Consider the following 18,251-nt stretch of genomic DNA (forward strand, 5'->3'; position numbering starts at 1 on the left):
CGCCCCGCGATCTTGCACTTGCTGTTGTCGGTTCGTCCCTTATGGGTTCTATGTCGCGACAGAAAGTGCAAGATCGCGGGGCCCGGGCGGGCCCGGGCGGGCCCGGGCGGGGCGGGGTGGGGCGGGGCGGGGTTACTGGCCTCGGCCGGTTTTTGCCTGGAGTTCGTCGATGCGCTTGGAGGCCTCGGCCTTGGTCAGGTCGGGCGGCAGCTCCGCATGGGCTTCCCGGGCCAGGGTGCTCAGATAGGACTCCTGTGCCGCGGTGGGCGGTTCGTCACCGGTGACCCACTCGTCCGGTTCCTTGATCGCGGCGCTCTGGTCGGCCCGCTCGTTGCCTCGGTCAGTCATCGTCGTCATCCTTTCTTCGAACAGGTGTGCCAGTACCCTGATCTGCGCTCCTTCATGCCTGCCCGCTCGCCGCCACCTAGGATCGCCGGATGAGCGTGGACCGGTCGAATGTGGTGGTGGTCGGGGCGGGCATCGCCGGGGTGGCCTGCGCGGTGGAGCTGACCCGGGCCGGGGTGCCGGTTCAGGTCCGCGAGCGGGGCCACGTCTGCGGCGGCCGGATGGCCAGCAAGCGTTTCGAGGGCCGGCCCGCGGACATCGGCGCCGCGTACTTCACCGCCACCGACCCGGACTTCGTCGCCGTGGTCGAGCAGTGGCGCGCAGCCGGCCTGGTCCGCGAATGGACCGACACCTTCCAGGCGTACGACCAGAGTGGGCAGCACGACGTGCCCGGGCCGATGCGCTTCGCCGCCCCGAAAGGGCTGCGCTCGCTGGTCGAGCACCTGGCCGGCGCGGTGCCGGTGACCGTCGACCGGCTGGTGCTCAGCGTGGAGCCCGGGCCGGCCGTGGACGGGGAGTCGTGCGCGGCGGTCGTCCTGGCCATGCCAGGTCCACAGGCCGCCCTGCTGCTCGACCCGGCCCTGGCCGACGCCACCGGGGTCGTACAGGCGCAGCACTGGTCGCCGTCACTGGCCGCGGCGCTGCGCTTCCCGCGCCGGCGCTGGCCGGACTTCCGTGGTGCGTTCGTCAACGATCATCCGGTCCTCAGCCTCGTCTGCGACGACGGCGACCGGCGTGGTGACGGTGCGCCGGTGCTGGTCGCGCACACCGTGCCGGAGTTCGCCGCCCGGCACCTCGCCCAGCCCACGGGGGCCGGCCCGGAGGTCGAGCAGGCCGTCCGGGACCTCCTGGGCCTGCCGGAGCAGGCCGTGCACGTGCACGTGCACCGCTGGACGTACGCGAAGCCGACCGGCAACACCGCCGGTGCCAGCCACCACCTGGACGCCGACGGGATCGGCCTGGCCGGCGACGCGTTCGGCAAGCCCCGGGTGCAGAGCGCCTGGCGCTCCGGTCGCGACCTGGGACGTGCTATCGCCGCCCGGCTCGCCTGAGGGCCCCTGCCCGGCATCCGGCCCCCGGGGTGTTGACGCGCCGATGACCTGTGCCTTGTCACAAACGATCGGAGCGGATCGACGTCACTGCGGAAAGCCACTTCGGGAGGGAGCACACCAGATGCGTATCGTCGTTCTCGGCGCGAACGGGGGCACGGGCCGTCGCCTGGTACAGCAGGCGTTGGACGCTGGCCACGACGTACGGGCGGTGACCCGGCAACCGGAATCGTTCCCGGTCAAGGGCCCGGGCTTGGAGGTGGTGGCCGCCGATGTGACCGTGGATGCCCCGGTGGACGGCGCCGACGTGGTGCTGTCGACGCTCGGAGTGCCGTTCAGTCGGCAACCGGTGCTGGTCTACAGCCGGAGCACCGCGACGATCCTGGCCGCGATGCGCGGCGCGGGTGTGCGGCGGCTCGTCGTGGTCAGTTCCAGCGCCACCGAGCCGCATCGCCACGCCGAGGGCGGTTTCCTGCTCAACCGCGTCATCCAGCCGTTGGTCACCGCCACGATCGGCAAGTCCACCTACGACGACATGCGCGTCATGGAGAGGCTGGTGCGGGACAGCAACCTCGACTGGACGATCGTGCGCCCGTCGGGGCTCTTCGACAGTGCCAGCGTCACTCGCTACCGGCTGTCCGAGAATTGCGCCGACGGTATCTTCACCAGCCGCGAGGACCTGGCGGCCTGTCTGCTCGCCCAGGCCACGGACACCGCGTGGGTCGGCCGGACCGTGGCTGTCACCACCGGGGAGGGCGCTCCGACACTATTGGGGATGCTGCGGCGGGAAGCGTTCGGGAAATAGGGAGATGGACGACCAGGAGTGGTTCGCCGAGCAGTTGGCGCAGCACCGCCCGCGCCTGCGGGCCGTCGCCTATCGGCTGCTGGGGTCGGTGACCGAGGTCGATGACGCGCTGCAGGAGGCGTGGCTGCGCACCACGCGCGCCGATCCGGCTCTGATCACCAATCCGGCGGCATGGCTGACCACGCTGGTCGGCCGGGTGTGCATCGACATGCTGCGGGCCCGCCAGTCGCGCCGCGAGCAGTTGAGCGCGACGTGGGAGCCGCTCGTCAGCGAGTACGGTGATCCGGAGGAAGCCAGCTTGCACACCGACGCGGTCGGCATCGCGTTGCTCGTGGTGCTGGACAGCCTCGAGCCTGCCGAGCGGCTCGCGGTGGTGCTGCACGACATGTTCGGTATGCCGTTCGAGCAGGTGGCCGCCGTCGTGGGGCGCACACCGGCGGCCACCCGGCAGCTGGCCAGCCGCGCCCGGCGGCGACTGCGCGAGCATGCCCCGCAGCCCCGCGCCGGCCTGCCCGCCCAGCGACGTGTCGTCGACGCGTTTCTGGCCGCCGCTCGCGCCGGTGACTTCGACGCCCTGCTGGCCCTGCTGGCGCCCGACGTCGTGTTCCGCTCCGAGAACGGACGCCGTGCTCGGCTCGCACCCGCCCTGCTCACCGGCGCCCGCGCCGTGGCCGCACGGGCGGCCGACGCCGGGCCACGGTTCGCGCGCCTCTGCGCTCCCGCGATGGTCAACGGCGTCGCCGGCGTCGTCGCCCGAGACCGGAGCGGCAGACCTGTCGCCGTCGTCGGCTTCACCGTTCACGACGATCGCATTGCCGCCATCGACATGATCCTCGACCCGGACAGGCTTCCCCCCGGTTAGCGCCGAGGGGACTCTTCCTGGCCACCGGCGCGGACGAGGAGGGCGGCGGGTGAGCTCGCGGCCGAGCGCGTACCCGGTGGCGAGCTGAAGAACCCTAGGCGTGCCCGGCCGCGGCGACCGGTCGGTCGTCGGTGTCACGTTCCGCCGGGTCGGAGGTCCGCTCGCCCTCGGAGTCCAGCAGTTGCATGACCGGAGTCGCCGTGATGCCGTGCACCACCACGGAGACGAGCACCACCAGCCCCACGGTCGCCCAGAGCAGCTCGGCCTGCGGGAAGTCGGCCTTCGTCGTGGCGTACGCGAGGTAGTAGAACGAGCCGACACCGCGGATGCCGAACAACGAGATGACCCAGTGCTCGGCCGACCGCCCCGGCGCCCCGCGCAGCGACAACCAGCCGATCAGCGGCCGGATCAGAAACACCAGCGCCAGCCCGACGGCGGCCGCCGGCCAGGTCAGCGGTACCAGCAGGCCACCCACGATCGCCCCGCCGAGCAGCAGCAACAGCACCAGGGTGAGTAGCCGTTCGACCTGCTCGGCGAAGTCGTGCAGCACCGAATGGAACTCGTGGGTCCGCTCGGCGGCCCGGATCGCCCGCGCGGCCACGAACACCGCCAGGAAGCCGTACCCGCCGAGCACCTCCACCAGCCCGTACGCCAGGAACGTGGCGGCCAGCGCCAGGAAACCCTCGGCGTGCCGGGCCAGCCGCAGCTCGCTGGGCGCACGGAAGAACAACTTGCCGAGCAGCCAGCCGATGAGCAGGCCGCCCCCGACCCCGACGCCCACCTTCCAGAGCACGTCCACGGTGAACCACTCGGCGAACCAGTCGCGCGGGGCGAGGCTGGTCGAGGCGATGGCGATGGCGGCGTAGACGAACGGGAACGCCAGCCCGTCGTTGAGGCCAGCTTCGGAGGTCAACGCGAAACGGACCTCGTCCTCGGAATCTTCCACGTCCGTCGGCTCGCCGACCTGCACGTCGGCGGCGAGCACCGGATCGGTCGGGGCCAGCGCGGCGCCCAGCAACAGTGCGGCGGCCGGCACCAGCCCCGCCCACCACCACCCGAGCAGCGCCACCGCCGCGATGCACAGTGGCATCGCGATCACCAGCAGGCGCCAGGTGGACGACCACCGCCGCCAACTCAACGGGCGGTCGATCTTGAGCCCGGCACCCATCAGCGCGACGATCACCCCGATCTCGGTGAGGTGGGTGGTCAGCTCCGGGTGGGCCAGCGGGTCCGGGGTCGGTAGCCCGACCGGCAGCAGGAAGACCAGCATGCCGAGAGCGAGGAAGGCGATCGGCATGGACAGTGGGCGCTGGTCCAGCACCCGCGGCAGGACACCCGCGAGCAGAGCGCCCAGGCCCACCAGCGCGAACGCCACGTCTACCGGCTCCACGACACCACCCTTCAGCCGCGCCCGCGAGGCGCGGGGCAGGTGGTGACAGACCATGCCCCGGGGGGCCGCCGGCTATGCGCGTACGGGCCGGCGAACCGGAGTGAGGCTCACCTCGGCTGGGTGAGCGGGGAGTCGGTCAGTTCGCCCAGCAGTGCGGCCGGGTCGTCGTACACCGCCACCGCGCCGGCGCCCGCGAGCTCGCCGCGGCTGGTGCCGCCGCAGGTCAACCCCACGCACGGAATGCTCAGCTTGCCGGCCGCGACGACATCCCACACCGAGTCGCCGACGAAGACCACCCGCTCGGCGGCCAACCCGGACTGCTCCAGCGCGGCGACCAGGATGTCCGGTGCCGGCTTGCTCTGCTGGGCGTCCGCCGAGGAGGTGACCGTGTCGATCACGTCATCGGCGGCCAGCGCCCGACGCAGCGCGCCGACCTCGGGTTCCGAGGCGGAGGTGGCGAGCACCACCCGCAGCCCCCGCTCGGCACAGGCGCGCAGCAGGTCCGCCGCCCGGGGCAGCGGCGTGAGCCGTTCCCAGTACTCGGCGTACAGGGTGTCGTGCGCGTCGCGCAGCCTCGTGTCGGCGTCCCGGTCCCGCTCAGGGCCGAGCAGATGGTCCAGGAGCTTGTCCGAACCCATCCCGATCGAACGGTGCACCAGCGCCATCGGCACCGGCTGGTCGGTCTGCCGCAGCGCCTCCCACCAACTCACGGTGTGCAGGTAGGTGGTGTCGACCAGGGTGCCGTCGACGTCGAAGAGAACTCCGTTGGGCTGGTCGGTACGCATGGGCGTCCTCCTACCCGTCGGGCGTCTCAGGGATGCGCGGTCGGCGGCGTCAGAATCTCGAACCAGACCGTGGAGCCGCGGACCGACGGGTCGGTGCCCCAGGCGTCACTGAGCTCCTCGATCAGGCCGAGGCCGCGCCCACGACTGCTCAACGTGTCGGTGCGGGTCCGGGTCACGGCGCCCCGGGTACCGGAATCGGCGACCGAGACCAGCAGCCGCTCGGGGCTGAGGTCGATCTCCACACGGGCGGCCGTGCCGGCGTGCAGCAACGCGTTGGTGGTCAGCTCGCTGGTGCAGAGCACGGCGGCCCCGATCACCGACTCCGGCACCTGCCACTCGGCGAGCTGGCCGGTCATCCAGTGCCGAACCCGGCTGGGCGCGGTCGGCTCGGCGGGCACCTCCATGCTCGCGGAACGACTCGGCTTGAGCGCGTGCTCCACCGCCAGCACGGCCACGTCGTCCTCCGTGCTGCCCGGTACCGCTGCGGTGGCCACCGCGCAGAGCGCGCGAGGGTCGCCGCTGCCGGCCTTGGCGACGGCGTCGCCGAGGGTGGCCAGCCCGGCGCTGAGGCTCTGCCGCCGGCGCTCCACCACCCCGTCGCTGAACAGCAGGAGCGTGTCACCGGGGCGGAACGCGACAGTGCTGGTGCGCGGCCGACCGCCGAGACCCAGCGGGGGACCAGCCGGCACGTCGACGTACTCGGCGTGCGAGCGGCCCTCCGGGTCGCTGCGGCGGATCAGCGGCGCGGGGTGGCCGGCGCTCGCCAGGGTCAGCTCGCGCCGCTCCGCGTCGATCACTCCGAACACCACGGTGACGAAGAGCTCGTGTGTGCCGGCCTCCGCGCCGAGGCTGGTCACCAGCCGGTCCAACCCGGTCAAAACCGCGTCCGGCGCCGGGTCGGCCAGAGCCAGCGCGCGCAGGGCGGCGCGGACCTGACCCATCCGCGCGGCGGCCTGCACGTCGTGGCCGGCGACGTCGCCCAGCACCACGCCGAGCGCGCCGCCGGGCAGCAGGAACGCGTCGTAGAAGTCACCACCGGCGGCGTTGCCGTCCACGCCCGGGTCGTAGCGGGCAGCGACCCGCAGCCGGGGCAGGTCGGGCAGGTGCTCCGGCAACATGCTGCGTTGCAACAGCTGGGCGGTGCCGTGCTGGGTCTCGAACCGGCGGGCCCGCTCGGCGGCCTGGCCGATCAACTCGGCCGAGGCGGCCAGCAGCGCCCGCTCGGCGGGCGACCAGGTGTGCGGCACCTGGTAGCCGACCGCCAGCCCGCCGCGGACCACCGAGGTGCCCAGGGGCAGGGCCGCCATCGAGCGGATCTTCTGGTCGTGGCGGTCCACCGCGATCTCCCGCAGCGGTTGCCCGTCGCGGACGAAGGACGGGCCGCCGGAGTGTGCCGCCTGCACCACCGGGGCCGTCCAGCCCGCCGGAGCACGTCGCCAGAGCGGGGGAAGTCGCTCGTCGGCCTCGTCCAGCAACTCGCCCCGGACCCGGCGCACCATGCGCCAGCCGCCGCCGCCCTCGTCGACCGCGAACGAGACCTGGTCGGGGTCGAAGGTGGTGATCGCGTACCGCAGTGCCACCCGGGCCACGTCGTCGAGGGTGAGCGTGCCGGCCAGCGCCGCGGCCACCTCGCTGAGGCTCTGCAACTGCTCGGTGACGTGGGTGGTCTCGGCCGCGACCGTCAACGTGCCGACGATCCGCCCGGCGCTGTCGCGTACCGGCGAGTAGCCCCGGGTGAAGACCGCCTGCTCCACGGTCGCGGAATGCCCACGGACCAGCGGCAGGGTGGATTCCTTCTCCAGGAACGGCACGCCCTGCCGGTAGGTGCGCTCGAACACCTGGCCGACGCCGGGCAGCGCCCAGATCTCGGCGAACACCTCGGCGGCCGGGCGGCCGAGGGCGCCCGGGTGTTTGGTGCCCAGCAACTCGGCGTAGCCGGCGTTGTAGAGCAGGACGAGGTCGTCGCCGTACGCCAGGGCCATGGGCATCGGTGAGGCGAGGATCAGGTCGACCACGGCCCGGACCGCCACGTCCCAGCCCTCGGGTGGCCCCAGCGGGGTGCCGGCCCAGTCGTGGGCGAGCACGTCAGCGGCAGCCCCGGGCCCGGTGGATGCGCCCGGGGCCGGAGTTGCTGGCGTGGGGACTCGCCCGACCGTTCCTGGCATGTTCGCAGCCTAGTCGGCTGACCGGAAAAGGCATCCGATCATGTCGGCGGGCCGTCGCTCTCCCTGTCGTGGTGGCCGTTCGGGCAGTTCAGGGCCCCGGTCCGGCGGCCAGCCGGAAAAAACTCGGCGCGTTGCGCGGACTGCCAGACCGGTAGCCGGGTATGCGCCCGGCGCAGTCCATGCGACAGGAGGGACATCATGCTGAAAACCCTCGCGGTCCGGCAGGCCGACATCGGCGATGCCATCGCCGACACCTGGAGGTCGGTGCTGCTCTTCATCCCGAAGGCAGTGGCCTTCATCGTCATCCTCGTGGTCGGCTGGCTCATCGCCAGAGCCGTCCTCAAGATCGTGGATACGGTGCTCGAACGGGTGCACTTCGACCAGGCCGTCGAACGCGGCGGCATCAAACGGGCCCTGGAGAGAACGAAGTACGACGCCTCCGACATTCTGGCCAGACTGGCGTACTACGCGGTACTGCTGTTCACGCTGCAGTTCGCGTTCGGAGTCTGGGGGCCCAACGCGATCAGTGACCTGATCAGCGGCGTGGTGTCCTGGCTGCCGCGTGCGTTCGTCGCGATCGTCATCGTGGTGGTGGCAGCCGCGATCGCCAACGCCGTCCGGGATCTGGTCACCGGGGCGCTGGGCGGGCTCTCGTACGGCAAGGTCCTGGCCGACCTGACGGCGATCTTCATCATCGCGCTCGGCGTGATCGCCGCGCTGAACCAGGTGGGTATCGCCACCACGGTGACGACCCCGGTGCTGATCGCGGTGCTCGCCACGGTGGGCGGAATCCTGGTCGTCGGTGTCGGTGGCGGTCTCGTGAAGCCGATGCAGAACCGCTGGGACGGCTGGTTGGAGCGGGCGGCCCGGGAAGCCCGGGCGGTGCAGCAACAGCGTCAGGCCAATGTGGCCGGGCGGAGCGACGTGGAGCGGCAGATGGCCGACCGCGGGGGCGATCGTACCCAGGTCATGCCTCAGGTGGACGAAGCCCCGCAGTACCGCGCGTAGGGCGGCAAAAGGCACGGATGGTGGGGAGGGTGTTCCGCGGACGACGCGGGGTGCCCTCCCCGTCCCGTCAGGCCAGGTCGATCGAGCGGGCCAGCGCGCAGACCGCGAGCAGTCGGGTGAGCAGCCACTCCGGTTGGCTCCAGTCCACCGACCCGTCCGGCGGCGCCCACCCGTGCTCCAGGGCTGCTGCGCGAACCCCCTCGGCGTAGCCGGCGAGGGCGGCGGCGGTCAACGGCTGGCGGTCACCGTCGAGGCTGTCCCGTACTGCGGCCGCGTGCTGGTCGACGAGGGCCAACAGCCCCGGTCGCGCGGCGGCGGCGGCGAGCCCGACGGTGCCCACGGAGACGGTGAGGGCGGCCAGGGTGGACCGCGCCGAGTCGACGGCGGTACGGGAGGCGACCCGGTTGAACGGCACACGCATGGTGACCGAGGTTAACCGACGGGTCACCGGGTCGACCTCGGCCGCCCGGCGGGTGTCGCCTGCGCCACCTGGACGACAAGTGCTGGCCGCGGGGGTTGATCCGGCACAGACGGGGCACCAGGAGAACCACGCGCACAGGGCGGCACACGGCACGGAGGCACGCGATGGGACAACAGCCGGACGGACCGGACGAGCAGCACCGGCGACCGCCCGGGGTGAGCGACGCGACGGTCGCCGCGCTCGGCAAGCTCAGCGAGGCGCTGGAGTGCGTGGAGCGGGCCCGGGGGCATCTGTACTCGCTGCACCAGTTGATCGGCCACGCCGACCTCATGCTCGACGACGCGGTGGAGCAGTTCCGCGCCGCCGGGCATCCGCAACTCGCCGACCGGATCGACACGGAGCTGCTGGGCCGTAACGTCATCGCCGGCCGGTGGACGTTCCAGATCGTCGAGGACTTCGACGACGGCTACCACGCGCTGTTCCGGAAGGTGGACCAGCAGGCCCGCGACGAGTTGGTGGGCGGGCGACGCCACCTCTACGAGGCGGAGATGAAGGAACGCCGCCGCAGTCGGGGCCGACCGGGTCACGAAGCCCGGCCGGCCAGCGGGGGTTAGTCGCTCGTCGCGTCGGCCGGGCGGCGCCGTGCCGCGTCGTCAGCGATGATCACGGTGGCCACCATCAGCGCGACGCAGAGGCTGAACAGCCACGACTCGTCGGCGACGAGCTTGGCGGACACGGGCGCCTGCAGTGCGGCGAGCAGGAAGCCGAGCCAGGCGAGCCGGCGCTGACGCGTCGAGAGGATTCCGGAGCCATGAGACATCCCGAAATTCTTACGCGAATCAGCCGGTTTGCCGTCCTCCGATCGGCCGATTCTGGATGAGCTGTCCGCTTTCTCGACCGTCCGGACACGATTTCTTTCCGCCGCGCGCGATCGGACTGCTCCGGCGCTAGAGTGCGCGCCTGCGGCAGGATGATGTCTCGTGTCCACCGCGCCCCCGCGCCCCCGCGCCTCGCTGCTCCTGCTGGCCTACCTCGCCTTCGTGAGCCTCGGCCTGCCCGACGGCCTGCTCGGCGTCGCCTGGCCCTCGATCCGGGGCGACTTCGGCGTACCGACGGAGGCGGTCGGCTGGGTGCTCACCGCGGCCACCGTCGGCTACCTCACCTCCAGTGTGCTGGCCGGGTTCACGCTGGCCCGGGTCGGCGTCGGCGCGTTGCTCGCCGGCAGCACCCTGCTGGCGAGCCTGGCGCTGACCGGCTACTCCCTGAGCCCGGTGCTGGCCGTGCTGGTCGGTTGCGCGTTGCTGCTCGGGCTCGGCTCCGGCGCGGTCGACTCCGGGCTCAACGCGTACGCCGCCGGGGCGTTCGGGGCGCGCCACATGAACTGGTTGCACGCCTTCTTCGGCCTGGGCGTGGCGATCGGGCCACTGATCATGACCGGGGTGCTGAGCGCCGGGCTGGCCTGGCGCTGGGGCTACGGCATCGTGGCCGCCGCGCAACTCGTCCTGGCCATCGCGTTCGCGCTCACCGTGCGCGCCTGGCACCGCGGCGCCACCACCGAGCCGGGCCAGACCGAGACGGCACCCGCCGACGCGGGCGCCGAGACGTCACCGGCCGTCCGGGTTCCGATCCGGGCGACACTGCGGCTGGCCGCGGTCTGGTCGGGGACGCTCGCCTTCGTGCTGTACGTCGCCATCGAGGTGTCCGCCGGCCTGTGGGCGTTCCTGCTGCTGACCGAGGGGCGTGACCTGAGCGCGACGGTTGCCGGCGGCTGCGTCTCCGCGTACTGGGCCAGCCTCTTCGTCGGCCGGGTGGTGCAGGGTGTGGTGGCGGAGCGTCTGGGGGCCGCGACAGTGCTGCGCGTCAGCCTGGCCGGAATGGCCGTCGGTGCGGCGCTGATCGCCGTGCCCGGGCCGGCCGCCCTGGCGGTGCTCGGCCTGGTCGTGGTGGGCTTCGCCGCCGCGCCGGTGTTCCCGCTGCTCACCCTCACCACCGCCGAACGAGTCGGCGCGGCGCACGCGGACCGGGCCATCGGGTTGCAGATCGGCGCCGCCGGCGTCGGCGCGGCGCTCGTCCCCGGCGGGCTCGGCGTGCTGATCGGCCACACCTCGGTGGAGGTGCTGGGCTCGGCCCTGGTGGTGCTCGCGCTGGCGTTGATCGCGCTGTACGAGTGGGGTGCGCGCCGATCGACCGGCCGGCCCGCCGCGGAGCCGGTCGCGCCACCGGTGCCGGCTCAGCCCGGCGGGGAGGATCAGACGTCCGGCCCGGTCCGGCCGGTGGTGGACGGGCGGTAGGCCCGCTCCGGGTCGGTGGCCTCCCGGCCGTTCGCCCCGGTGCCCGCCGCTGCCGGCCCGTGCCCGAACGCGGCCTCCTCGCCGGCGTCGTTGCCCGTCACGTCGTCGGCCTCCCCGTCGAGGCTGGAGCCCGACACGGCGCGCTCCAGCTCTTCCAACGGAAGCCGTTCCTCGTCCCGCCACACCCTGTCGTCGGTCATACCATCAGCCGTACCCGGGCGTGATGATCGCAAACGGTGCCGCGCGACCAGGCTCAGCCACGGCGATGGCCGCCGGAACTCCGGCGGCCATCAAGCGCTGTTCGTGCACGGGATCACGGTTGCGGACGGTCCACCGATCCGCGCCAGGCGCCGGTCTCGTGACCGCGCCGCTCGATGTAGGTCTTGAACCGCTCCAGGTCGCCCTTGGCCCGCCGGTCGACGATGCCGAGCTTGTCGCCGGCCTGCTCGACGACCCCGTGCGGCTCGAACTCGAGCTGCAGGGTGACCCGGGTCTTGTCCGCGTCGAGCCGGTGGAACGTCACCACACCGGCCTGCTGGGTGCCGTCGGTCGAGCGCCAGGCGACCCGCTCGTCGGGAAGCTGCTCGGTGATCTCGGCGTCGAACTCCCGCTTCACCCCGGCGATGTCCACCGTCCAGTGGGTCATCGTGTCGGAGAGCTGCCGGACCTCCTGCACGCCCTCCATGAACTCGGGGAACTGCTCGAACTGCGTCCACTGGTCGTACGCGGTGCGGACGGGCACGGAAACTTCCACATGTTCGGTAACGCCACTCATGGGAGAACCTCCTTCAGCCGCTGATGGTCGTCGAATCGGGGGCGATTCCTCTCACCAGCGAGTCGTCTCGTTCTTGTTGCCGAGCGCGGCCCACACCTCGGAAACCGTCTGGTAGAGGGTGCCCTCGGGCAGTCGTTCCAGGGCCGCCACGATGTCGTCCGGCGCCTCGTTCTCGCGGGCGCTGGCGATGAGCACCAGGCGGTCGCCCGGCAGCGCGCTCATCGAGATGAACCGGCCGAGCCGGCTGCGCTGCTCGACGTCCGTGGAACTCATCCCCTGTGGGGTGCCGGTGCGCAGGTCGCCGGCCGGGGCGGTGGTCGTCTCCGGCTGGTCCTCGCCAGCCGGTTCCGGCACCCGCGACTCGTCGACCCGAGAGCCGCCGGTCCCCGGCCCCTGCACGAGGCCGCTGACCTCCTGACTCATCTGTTCGTCGATCCTCGGTCCGTGCTTGCTGTTGCCACGCTCCATGCCTTCTGCGCTACCCGGCCCGCTGCCCGGTAAACCGGCACCGGGCCACGAACCGGCCCTCAACCCGGCCCCGGACCGGACATCCGACCCCGAACCGGGGTCAGTCGTCGGCGGGCTTGCGTGGCGGCAGCACCGGCTCCTCCGGGTCGGGGTCACCGGCCTGCAACTGCCGCCCACGCTGCACCTGGGCGTTGATCTGCACCCCCAGCATCAGCGCCGAGTTGGACAGGTAGAGCCAGACGAGGAACGCGATGGCGGCACCGAGGCTGCCGTACGTCGTTCGGTACGAGGCGAAGGTGGCCACGTAGAAGCCGAAGGCGAAGGAGACCGCCGCCCAGGAGAGCAGGGCCACCGCGCCGCCGGGGGTGAGCCAGCGGAAACGGGGCTGGCGCACGTTCGGGGCGATCCAGAACAACAGGGACAGCAACACCATCATGACCAGGGCGAGCACCGGCCACTTCGCCACGCTCCACACCGTGCGGGCCAGGCCCCCCGCGTTGATCAGATCGCCGACCGCGTCGGTGACCGGGCCACTGACGATCAGACCGAGGGCGACCACCGCGAGCAGCACCAACGTGACCGCCGCCAGGCCGATCTGCAACGGCCGAAGCTTCCAGACCGGCCGGCCCTCGGTCACCCCGTAGACGGCGTTCGAGGCCCGGGTGAACGCGCCGATGAAACCCGACGCGGACCACAGCGCGCCGAGCAGACCGAAGCTCAACAGCACCTTGGCGTTGTGCTCCTGGACCACCACGGACCGGAGCACGCCGACCACGCCGCCGTCGTCGCCGGTCACCACCGACCCGGCACCCACCTGGTTGGCCAGGTCGACCACCGTGTCCAGGGTCCGCTCGCCGTCGGAGACCAGACCGACCAGGGCGACCACCACGATGGCGGACGGAAAGAGCGCCAGGACCCCGTAGTAGGTCAGCGCGGCGGCCCAGTCGGAGCAGTTGTCGTTGACGAAGTCCCGCACGCTGCGGACCAGCACCCCGCGCCAGGTCCGCCAGCTCAGCTGCCGCATCCGTCGGGGAACACGCGTGTCGGGTGCGCCCTCGCGCGTCGTACCGGGCTCCGTGGTCGTCATGCCCGCTCCCTGCGCCCCGGCCACCGGATGACCGGGCGTCCGGTCGGGCCTGGCCCGCCGGTACCCGGATCACGAAATCGACAAACCCGCCCGGCGCCGCGCCGGTGCCGCGTATGGTTTGCCGCCCGGTCACCGGGGAACGGTCAGGGTGACCCCGTCGACACGGAGGAGGACGAGATGCCCGGGCGCGAGGACCTGCCCAGCACGCTGCGACGCTCCCCGGAGAAGGCGCAGCGCACCTGGGAGAAGACGCACGACTCGGCGGTCGAGACCTACGGTGAGGGGGAGCGGTCCCACCGCACCGCCTTCGCCGCGGTGAAGCACCAGTTCGAGAAGGTGGGCGACCACTGGGAGCCGAAGGGCCACAAGGGCCCCAGCGACCAGCAGGCCGCCGGTGGCGGGCCGGAACGGCGTGCCCCCACCGCCGGTGGAGTGGACGCCAACGCCACAAAGGACCACCTCATGTCGGTGGCCCGCAAACTCGACGTACCCGGCCGGTCCAGCATGACCAAGCCGGACCTGGTCAAGGCGATCGAGAAGGCCAACGACCGGGCCACCCGCAAGGCTCGCGGGGACTGACCACCACCGCACCAAAGCACACCGACGCGGTACGGGCGGACGCGCCACCCCTGCGTCCGCCCGTGCCGTTCACCAGTGCCCGCCGCCCGGCGCCTTGATGTGCACCGCCTTCGTGGCCGTGAACTCGTCCAGCAGTTCCGGGCCGTACCCGAAGCCCTGCCCACTGGCCCCGCGCGGGTGCGCGGCACCGCCCGGCGCACCCCCGAACACCGCGTTGACCTTGACGGTGCCGACCGGCAGCTCCCGCCAGGCCCGCTGGGCGTGACTCATCGACGCGGTCAACACGGTGGCGGCCAGCCCGTACGGGGAGTCCGCGGCGCAGCGCAGGGCCTCGTCGAACGAGTCGACCACCACCACCGGGGCGACCGGCCCGAACGTCTCCTCCCGCACCAGCGGCATGTCGTGCCGGCAGTCGGTGACCACGGTGGCCGGGTAGAACGCTCCCGGGCCGTCCGGGACCGCACCGCCGAGTCGGACCTGGGCACCGGCCGCCACCGCCGCCGCCACCTGACCGTGCACGTGGTCCCGGTGCCGCCGGTCGACAAGCGGGCCCAGCTCGGTGCCGGGGTCCCGGCCCGGCCCGACCCGCAGCGCCTCGGCGCACCGCACCAGTGCGGCGACGAAGTCCTCGGCCACCTCCCGGTGCACGTAGATCCGCTCCACCGCCACGCAGATCTGCCCCGCGTTGGCGAACGCGCCGAGCGCGGCCTGACCAGCCGCCCACTCCGCGTCGACGCCCGCGTCGACGATCAACGGGTCGCTGCCACCGTTCTCCAGGAGCACCTTCGCGCCGGTGCGGGCCGCGGCGGCGGCAATCGCCCGCCCGGTCGCGGTGGACCCGACGTGCGCCACGACGTCGACCTCCTGGGCCGCCACCGCCGCACCGACCTCCGGACCGCCGGTGAGCAGCGACAACACGCCGGCCGGCAACGCCTGATCCAGCGCCCGCGCCAGCAGCCAGCCCGTCGCCGGCGTCCGTTCACTCGGCTTGTAGAGCACCACGTTGCCGGTGACCAGGGCAGCCCCGAGCAGCCCGCAGGAGACCGCCACCGGGTCGTTCCACGGCGTGATCGCGGCCACCACACCGCGCGGCTGCGGGGTCATGAAGTCCAGTGCGTCCGCTTCGCCGTTCAGCGTCCGCCCGCCGCGAAGCGGGGCCAGCTCCGCGTACTGTCGCAGGGTGCCGATGCCCGCCTCGACGCCGCCGCGGGCGTCCGCCATGGGCTTGCCCATCTCCGCGGTGACCGCCGCCGACAGCTCCTCGACGACCGCCTCCACCGCGTCCGCGGCCCGGTGCAGCGCTGCGGCCCGCTCGGCGGGCGCGGTCGCCGCCCACTGGGCCGCCGCATTGCGTGCCGCCTGGGTCGCCTTGCCGACCTCGTCGGCCGTGGCCACCGGCACCGTGCTGACCGGCGAGCCGTCCGCCGGATCATGCACGACCAGTTCGCCGCCGTCGCCGCCCGCGCCCCACACCCCACCCACCAACTGCGCAACCGTGTACATGCGGCGCTGGATGCCCCGGCCCCGGCGAGGCAAACGCGTTTCGCCCGGTTGCGCGCCGGGTAGGCGGATCCGATGACAACCACCTCCGCGCAGAGCGTGGACGCCGTCATCGTCGGGGCCGGTCACAACGGCCTGGTGGCGGCCAACCTGCTGGCGGACGCCGGCTGGGAGGTGGTGGTGCTGGAGGCGACCGCGGTGCCCGGCGGCGCGGTCCGCTCCGCCGAGGTGACCGCGCCCGGCTACCTGAGCGACCTCTACAGCTCGTTCTACCCCCTCGGGTACGCCTCACCGGTGCTGGGCGGCCTCGACCTGGGGCGGCACGGGTTGTCCTGGCGACATGCGCCGGACGTGCTGGCGCACCTGCTGCCCGACGGCCGGTCCGCGGTGATCAACCGGGATCCGGACGTCACGGCCGCCTCGCTGGAGCAGTTCGCCCCCGGTGACGGCAAACGTTGGCTCAACGCGTACACCGACTGGCTCGAGGTGGCCGAGCCGATGCTGGAGGCCATCACCTCGCCGTTCCCACCGGTACGCGGCGGGCTGGGTCTGCTGCGTCGGCTCCGCGTGGCCGGCGCGCTGCGCCTGGCCCGGCGCCTTGTGGTGCCGGTCCGCAAACTCGGCGACGAACTCTTCGACGGCGCCGGCGGGCCGGCTCTGCTGGCCGGCTGCGCCCTGCACACCGACCTGTCCCCCGAGGAGGCCGGCTCCGGCGTGTACGGCTGGCTGCTGGCCATGCTCGGCCAGCAGATCGGCTGGCCGGTGCCCGTCGGCGGCGCCCAGCAGATCACCAACGCGCTGGTGGCCAGGCTGCAGGGGCGCGGGGGGACGATCCTCTACGGCGCCCGCGTCGACCGGGTGCTCACCGCCCGGGGCCGGGCGATGGGGGTACGCACCGAGGGCGGCGCACTGTGGCGGGCCCGTCGGGCCGTGCTCGCCGACGTGCCGGCGCCCGCGCTCTACCTCGACCTGGTCGGCGCGGCGGCGCTCCCGTCGCGGCTCGTTGAGGACCTGGCGCACTTCCGCTGGGACGGCTCGACGCTGAAGGTCGACTGGGCGCTCTCCGCGCCGGTGCCGTGGACGAACCGGGAGCTCGCCGGCGCGGGCACCGTGCACCTCGGCGCGGACCTGAACGGACTGACCCACTACGCGGGCGAACTGGCCCGGGGCGAGCTGCCCCGCAACCCGTTCCTGCTGGTCGGGCAGATGACCGTGGCCGATCCGAGCCACTCCCCGCCGGGCACCGAGTCGCTCTGGTCGTACACCCACCTGCCGTTTCGCCGCACCTGGCGGGCCGAGGACGTCGCCGCGCACCTGCAGCGGATGGAGGACGTGCTGGAGGCGGCGGCACCGGGTTTCCGGCAACTGATCGTCGGCCGACACGTGGCCGGGCCGGCCGACCTGGAGAAGGGCAACCCGAGCCTGGTCGGTGGGGCTCTCGGCGGCGGAACCGCCGCCGCGTACCAGCAGCTCTTCCTGCGCCCGATCCCTGGCCTGGGCCGGGCGGACACCCCGGTGGACCGCCTCTTCCTGGCCAGCGCCTCGGCGCACCCCGGCGGTGGGGTGCACGGCGCACCCGGCGCGAACGCCGCCCGCGCGGCGCTGGCCCGCGACCGCGCACTGACCGGCCGCGCCTACGCCGCAGCCATAGCAACAGCCCACCGCACCATCTACCCCACCTAACCACCCCCCCACCCCACCCCACCCCCACCGGCCCGGCCGCCCCCGCTCCGCCCCGCCCCGCCCGTTGATCATGAGGTTATTGCGACGACACGCCGACGCGAGTGGCAATAACCTCATGATCAACCGGAGAGGGTGGGCCGGGTCGGGCGGGAGTGGGGGCGGGGGGTGGGGTTTTAGCGGGTGATGTTGCGGTGTTTGCTGCGGAGGCGGAACGGCATGAGGGCGCTCTCCACCTTGGTCGCGGTGGTCATCTTCGAGACGCCGTCGCGCCGCTCCTCGAAGCGGATCGGCACCTCCAGGATGGTGTGCCCCAGCTTGGTGGCGAGGTAGTGCATCTCCACCTGGAAGCTGTAGCCGTTGGACTGCACCCGGTCCAGGCCGATGTCGCGCAGCGCGTCGGCCTGCCAGATCTTGAAGCCGGCGGTCAGGTCCCGGATGCGCACCCGCAGCAGGGTGTGCACGTAGAGGTTCGCCCAGCCACTGAGGGCCCGACGGTACAGCGGCCAGTTCTCGTCGAGCTCTCCACCGGGCACGTAGCGGGAACCGATCACCACGCTGGCCTGCGTGGAGACCAGCGCCCCCAGCATCCCCGGCAGCGCCTCCGGCGGGTGCGACAGGTCGGCGTCCATCTGCGCCACGTACTCGGCGCCGCCCTCGATCGCCCGAGTCATCCCGTCGACGTACGCCCGGCCGAGGCCCTCCTTGCCGGCACGGTGCACGACCTCGATCCGGTCCGGATGCTCGATGGCCAGCTTGTCGGCCACATCGCCGGTGCCGTCGGGGGAGTTGTCGTCGGCGACGAGGATGCGCAGGCCGGGCAGCGGCAGGGCCAGCAACCGCTCCACCAGCGTGGGTAGGTTGCCTGCCTCGTTGTAGGTGGGCACGACAACGGTCAGGCGTGCGTCCCGCCACGGCGACGGCAGCTGCACAGGCTCGATCATGCGGATATCCTCGGTTTGCGGAAGGGGGCTCCCAGAAAGGGTATCCAGTAGCCATCCCCGGGTTGAAGAGGCACCCCGTCCAGGCGTTGCGGGATGG

The 18,251-nt window shown here is 72.6% G+C and carries 20 protein-coding genes; 8 read left to right on the forward strand and 12 right to left on the reverse strand.

All coding sequences use genetic code 11. From position 1 onward, the window contains the following. Positions 1–132: 132 nt before the first annotated feature. Positions 133–348: a DUF3072 domain-containing protein gene (locus tag C7C45_RS18410; protein ID WP_208641212.1), complete on the reverse strand. Its 216-nt coding sequence runs from the start codon at positions 346–348 to the stop codon at positions 133–135. Positions 349–458: 110 nt separating this feature from the next. Here C7C45_RS18410 and C7C45_RS18415 point away from each other — a divergent pair, with 110 nt between their 5' ends. From C7C45_RS18415 to C7C45_RS18425, 3 genes are all read left to right on the forward strand, one after another. Beyond that, a complete protein-coding gene (locus C7C45_RS18415) occupies positions 459–1,397 on the forward strand; it encodes an NAD(P)/FAD-dependent oxidoreductase (RefSeq protein ID WP_208641218.1) in 939 nt (312 codons plus the stop codon). 121 nt (positions 1,398–1,518) lie between these two features. Next, positions 1,519–2,199, forward strand: a complete 681-nt coding sequence (locus C7C45_RS18420; RefSeq protein ID WP_110564916.1) for an NAD(P)-dependent oxidoreductase — start codon at positions 1,519–1,521, stop codon at positions 2,197–2,199. A gap of 4 nt (positions 2,200–2,203) precedes the next feature. Then, positions 2,204–3,061 carry a sigma-70 family RNA polymerase sigma factor gene (locus tag C7C45_RS18425; protein ID WP_110564917.1) on the forward strand — a complete coding sequence of 286 codons (858 nt, stop codon included), beginning with the start codon at positions 2,204–2,206 and terminating at the stop codon, positions 3,059–3,061. Positions 3,062–3,155: 94 nt separating this feature from the next. On the opposite strand, the gene C7C45_RS18430 is transcribed toward C7C45_RS18425, so the two are convergent. The 3 genes from C7C45_RS18430 to C7C45_RS18440 all read right to left on the reverse strand — a co-directional run bounded on the left by C7C45_RS18430 (position 3,156) and on the right by C7C45_RS18440 (position 7,401). Further along, the gene (locus tag C7C45_RS18430; protein WP_110565011.1) at positions 3,156–4,451 is read right to left on the reverse strand and encodes a cation:proton antiporter domain-containing protein; all 1,296 of its coding nucleotides are present in this window, start codon (positions 4,449–4,451) and stop codon (positions 3,156–3,158) included. A 107-nt stretch (positions 4,452–4,558) separates the two neighbouring features. Continuing rightward, on the reverse strand, positions 4,559–5,236 hold the full coding sequence (locus tag C7C45_RS18435) for an HAD family hydrolase (RefSeq protein WP_110564918.1): 678 nt from the start codon (positions 5,234–5,236) through the stop codon (positions 4,559–4,561). 26 nt (positions 5,237–5,262) lie between these two features. Next, the gene (locus C7C45_RS18440; RefSeq protein WP_110564919.1) at positions 5,263–7,401 is read right to left on the reverse strand and encodes an ATP-binding SpoIIE family protein phosphatase; all 2,139 of its coding nucleotides are present in this window, start codon (positions 7,399–7,401) and stop codon (positions 5,263–5,265) included. Between the two features lie 198 nt (positions 7,402–7,599). On the opposite strand from C7C45_RS18440, the gene C7C45_RS18445 reads away from it, so the two are divergent. Beyond that, positions 7,600–8,409, forward strand: coding sequence for a mechanosensitive ion channel family protein (locus C7C45_RS18445; protein ID WP_110564920.1), 810 nt, complete (start codon positions 7,600–7,602; stop codon positions 8,407–8,409). A gap of 67 nt (positions 8,410–8,476) precedes the next feature. Here the strand turns inward: C7C45_RS18445 and C7C45_RS18450 are convergent, their stop codons facing one another. Continuing rightward, entirely contained in the window at positions 8,477–8,830 is a 354-nt protein-coding gene (locus C7C45_RS18450; RefSeq protein ID WP_110564921.1) for a DUF6401 family natural product biosynthesis protein, read from the reverse strand. A 164-nt stretch (positions 8,831–8,994) separates the two neighbouring features. On the opposite strand from C7C45_RS18450, the gene C7C45_RS18455 reads away from it, so the two are divergent. Further along, positions 8,995–9,444: a hypothetical protein gene (locus C7C45_RS18455; RefSeq protein WP_110564922.1), complete on the forward strand. Its 450-nt coding sequence runs from the start codon at positions 8,995–8,997 to the stop codon at positions 9,442–9,444. Here C7C45_RS18455 and C7C45_RS18460 read toward each other — a convergent pair. After that, on the reverse strand, positions 9,441–9,650 hold the full coding sequence (locus C7C45_RS18460) for a hypothetical protein (protein ID WP_110564923.1): 210 nt from the start codon (positions 9,648–9,650) through the stop codon (positions 9,441–9,443). The two genes, C7C45_RS18455 and C7C45_RS18460, sit on opposite strands and share 4 nt — an antisense overlap. Before the next feature lie 160 nt (positions 9,651–9,810). Here C7C45_RS18460 and C7C45_RS18465 point away from each other — a divergent pair, with 160 nt between their 5' ends. Further along, positions 9,811–11,121, forward strand: a complete 1,311-nt coding sequence (locus C7C45_RS18465; protein WP_110564924.1) for an MFS transporter — start codon at positions 9,811–9,813, stop codon at positions 11,119–11,121. On the opposite strand, the gene C7C45_RS18470 is transcribed toward C7C45_RS18465, so the two are convergent. The 4 genes from C7C45_RS18470 to C7C45_RS18485 all read right to left on the reverse strand — a co-directional run bounded on the left by C7C45_RS18470 (position 11,079) and on the right by C7C45_RS18485 (position 13,451). Further along, the gene (locus C7C45_RS18470; protein WP_110564925.1) at positions 11,079–11,321 is read right to left on the reverse strand and encodes a hypothetical protein; all 243 of its coding nucleotides are present in this window, start codon (positions 11,319–11,321) and stop codon (positions 11,079–11,081) included. The two genes, C7C45_RS18465 and C7C45_RS18470, sit on opposite strands and share 43 nt — an antisense overlap. Before the next feature lie 113 nt (positions 11,322–11,434). Further along, complete coding sequence (locus C7C45_RS18475) at positions 11,435–11,896, reverse strand: SRPBCC family protein (protein WP_110564926.1); 462 nt, start codon at positions 11,894–11,896, stop codon at positions 11,435–11,437. Positions 11,897–11,947: 51 nt separating this feature from the next. Beyond that, positions 11,948–12,364: a DUF2795 domain-containing protein gene (locus C7C45_RS18480; protein WP_110564927.1), complete on the reverse strand. Its 417-nt coding sequence runs from the start codon at positions 12,362–12,364 to the stop codon at positions 11,948–11,950. A gap of 100 nt (positions 12,365–12,464) precedes the next feature. Then, positions 12,465–13,451, reverse strand: a complete 987-nt coding sequence (locus C7C45_RS18485) for a YihY/virulence factor BrkB family protein (protein WP_110564928.1) — start codon at positions 13,449–13,451, stop codon at positions 12,465–12,467. A 177-nt stretch (positions 13,452–13,628) separates the two neighbouring features. Here C7C45_RS18485 and C7C45_RS18490 point away from each other — a divergent pair, with 177 nt between their 5' ends. Continuing rightward, a complete protein-coding gene (locus tag C7C45_RS18490; RefSeq protein WP_110564929.1) occupies positions 13,629–14,030 on the forward strand; it encodes a ChaB family protein in 402 nt (133 codons plus the stop codon). Positions 14,031–14,099: 69 nt separating this feature from the next. On the opposite strand, the gene C7C45_RS18495 is transcribed toward C7C45_RS18490, so the two are convergent. Beyond that, positions 14,100–15,533 (reverse strand): aldehyde dehydrogenase family protein, encoded by a 1,434-nt coding sequence (locus C7C45_RS18495; protein ID WP_110564930.1) that lies wholly within the window; start codon positions 15,531–15,533, stop codon positions 14,100–14,102. A gap of 72 nt (positions 15,534–15,605) precedes the next feature. Between C7C45_RS18495 and C7C45_RS18500 the strand changes: the two genes are divergently transcribed. Next, entirely contained in the window at positions 15,606–17,213 is a 1,608-nt protein-coding gene (locus tag C7C45_RS18500; RefSeq protein WP_110564931.1) for a phytoene desaturase family protein, read from the forward strand. Positions 17,214–17,386: 173 nt separating this feature from the next. Here C7C45_RS18500 and C7C45_RS18505 read toward each other — a convergent pair whose 3' ends face one another. Beyond that, positions 17,387–18,154: a polyprenol monophosphomannose synthase gene (locus tag C7C45_RS18505; protein WP_110564932.1), complete on the reverse strand. Its 768-nt coding sequence runs from the start codon at positions 18,152–18,154 to the stop codon at positions 17,387–17,389. Positions 18,155–18,251: the final 97 nt, after the last annotated feature.

Origin of the sequence: Micromonospora arborensis (assembly GCF_003205615.1) — a bacterium.
Lineage (GTDB): Bacteria > Actinomycetota > Actinomycetes > Mycobacteriales > Micromonosporaceae > Micromonospora > Micromonospora arborensis.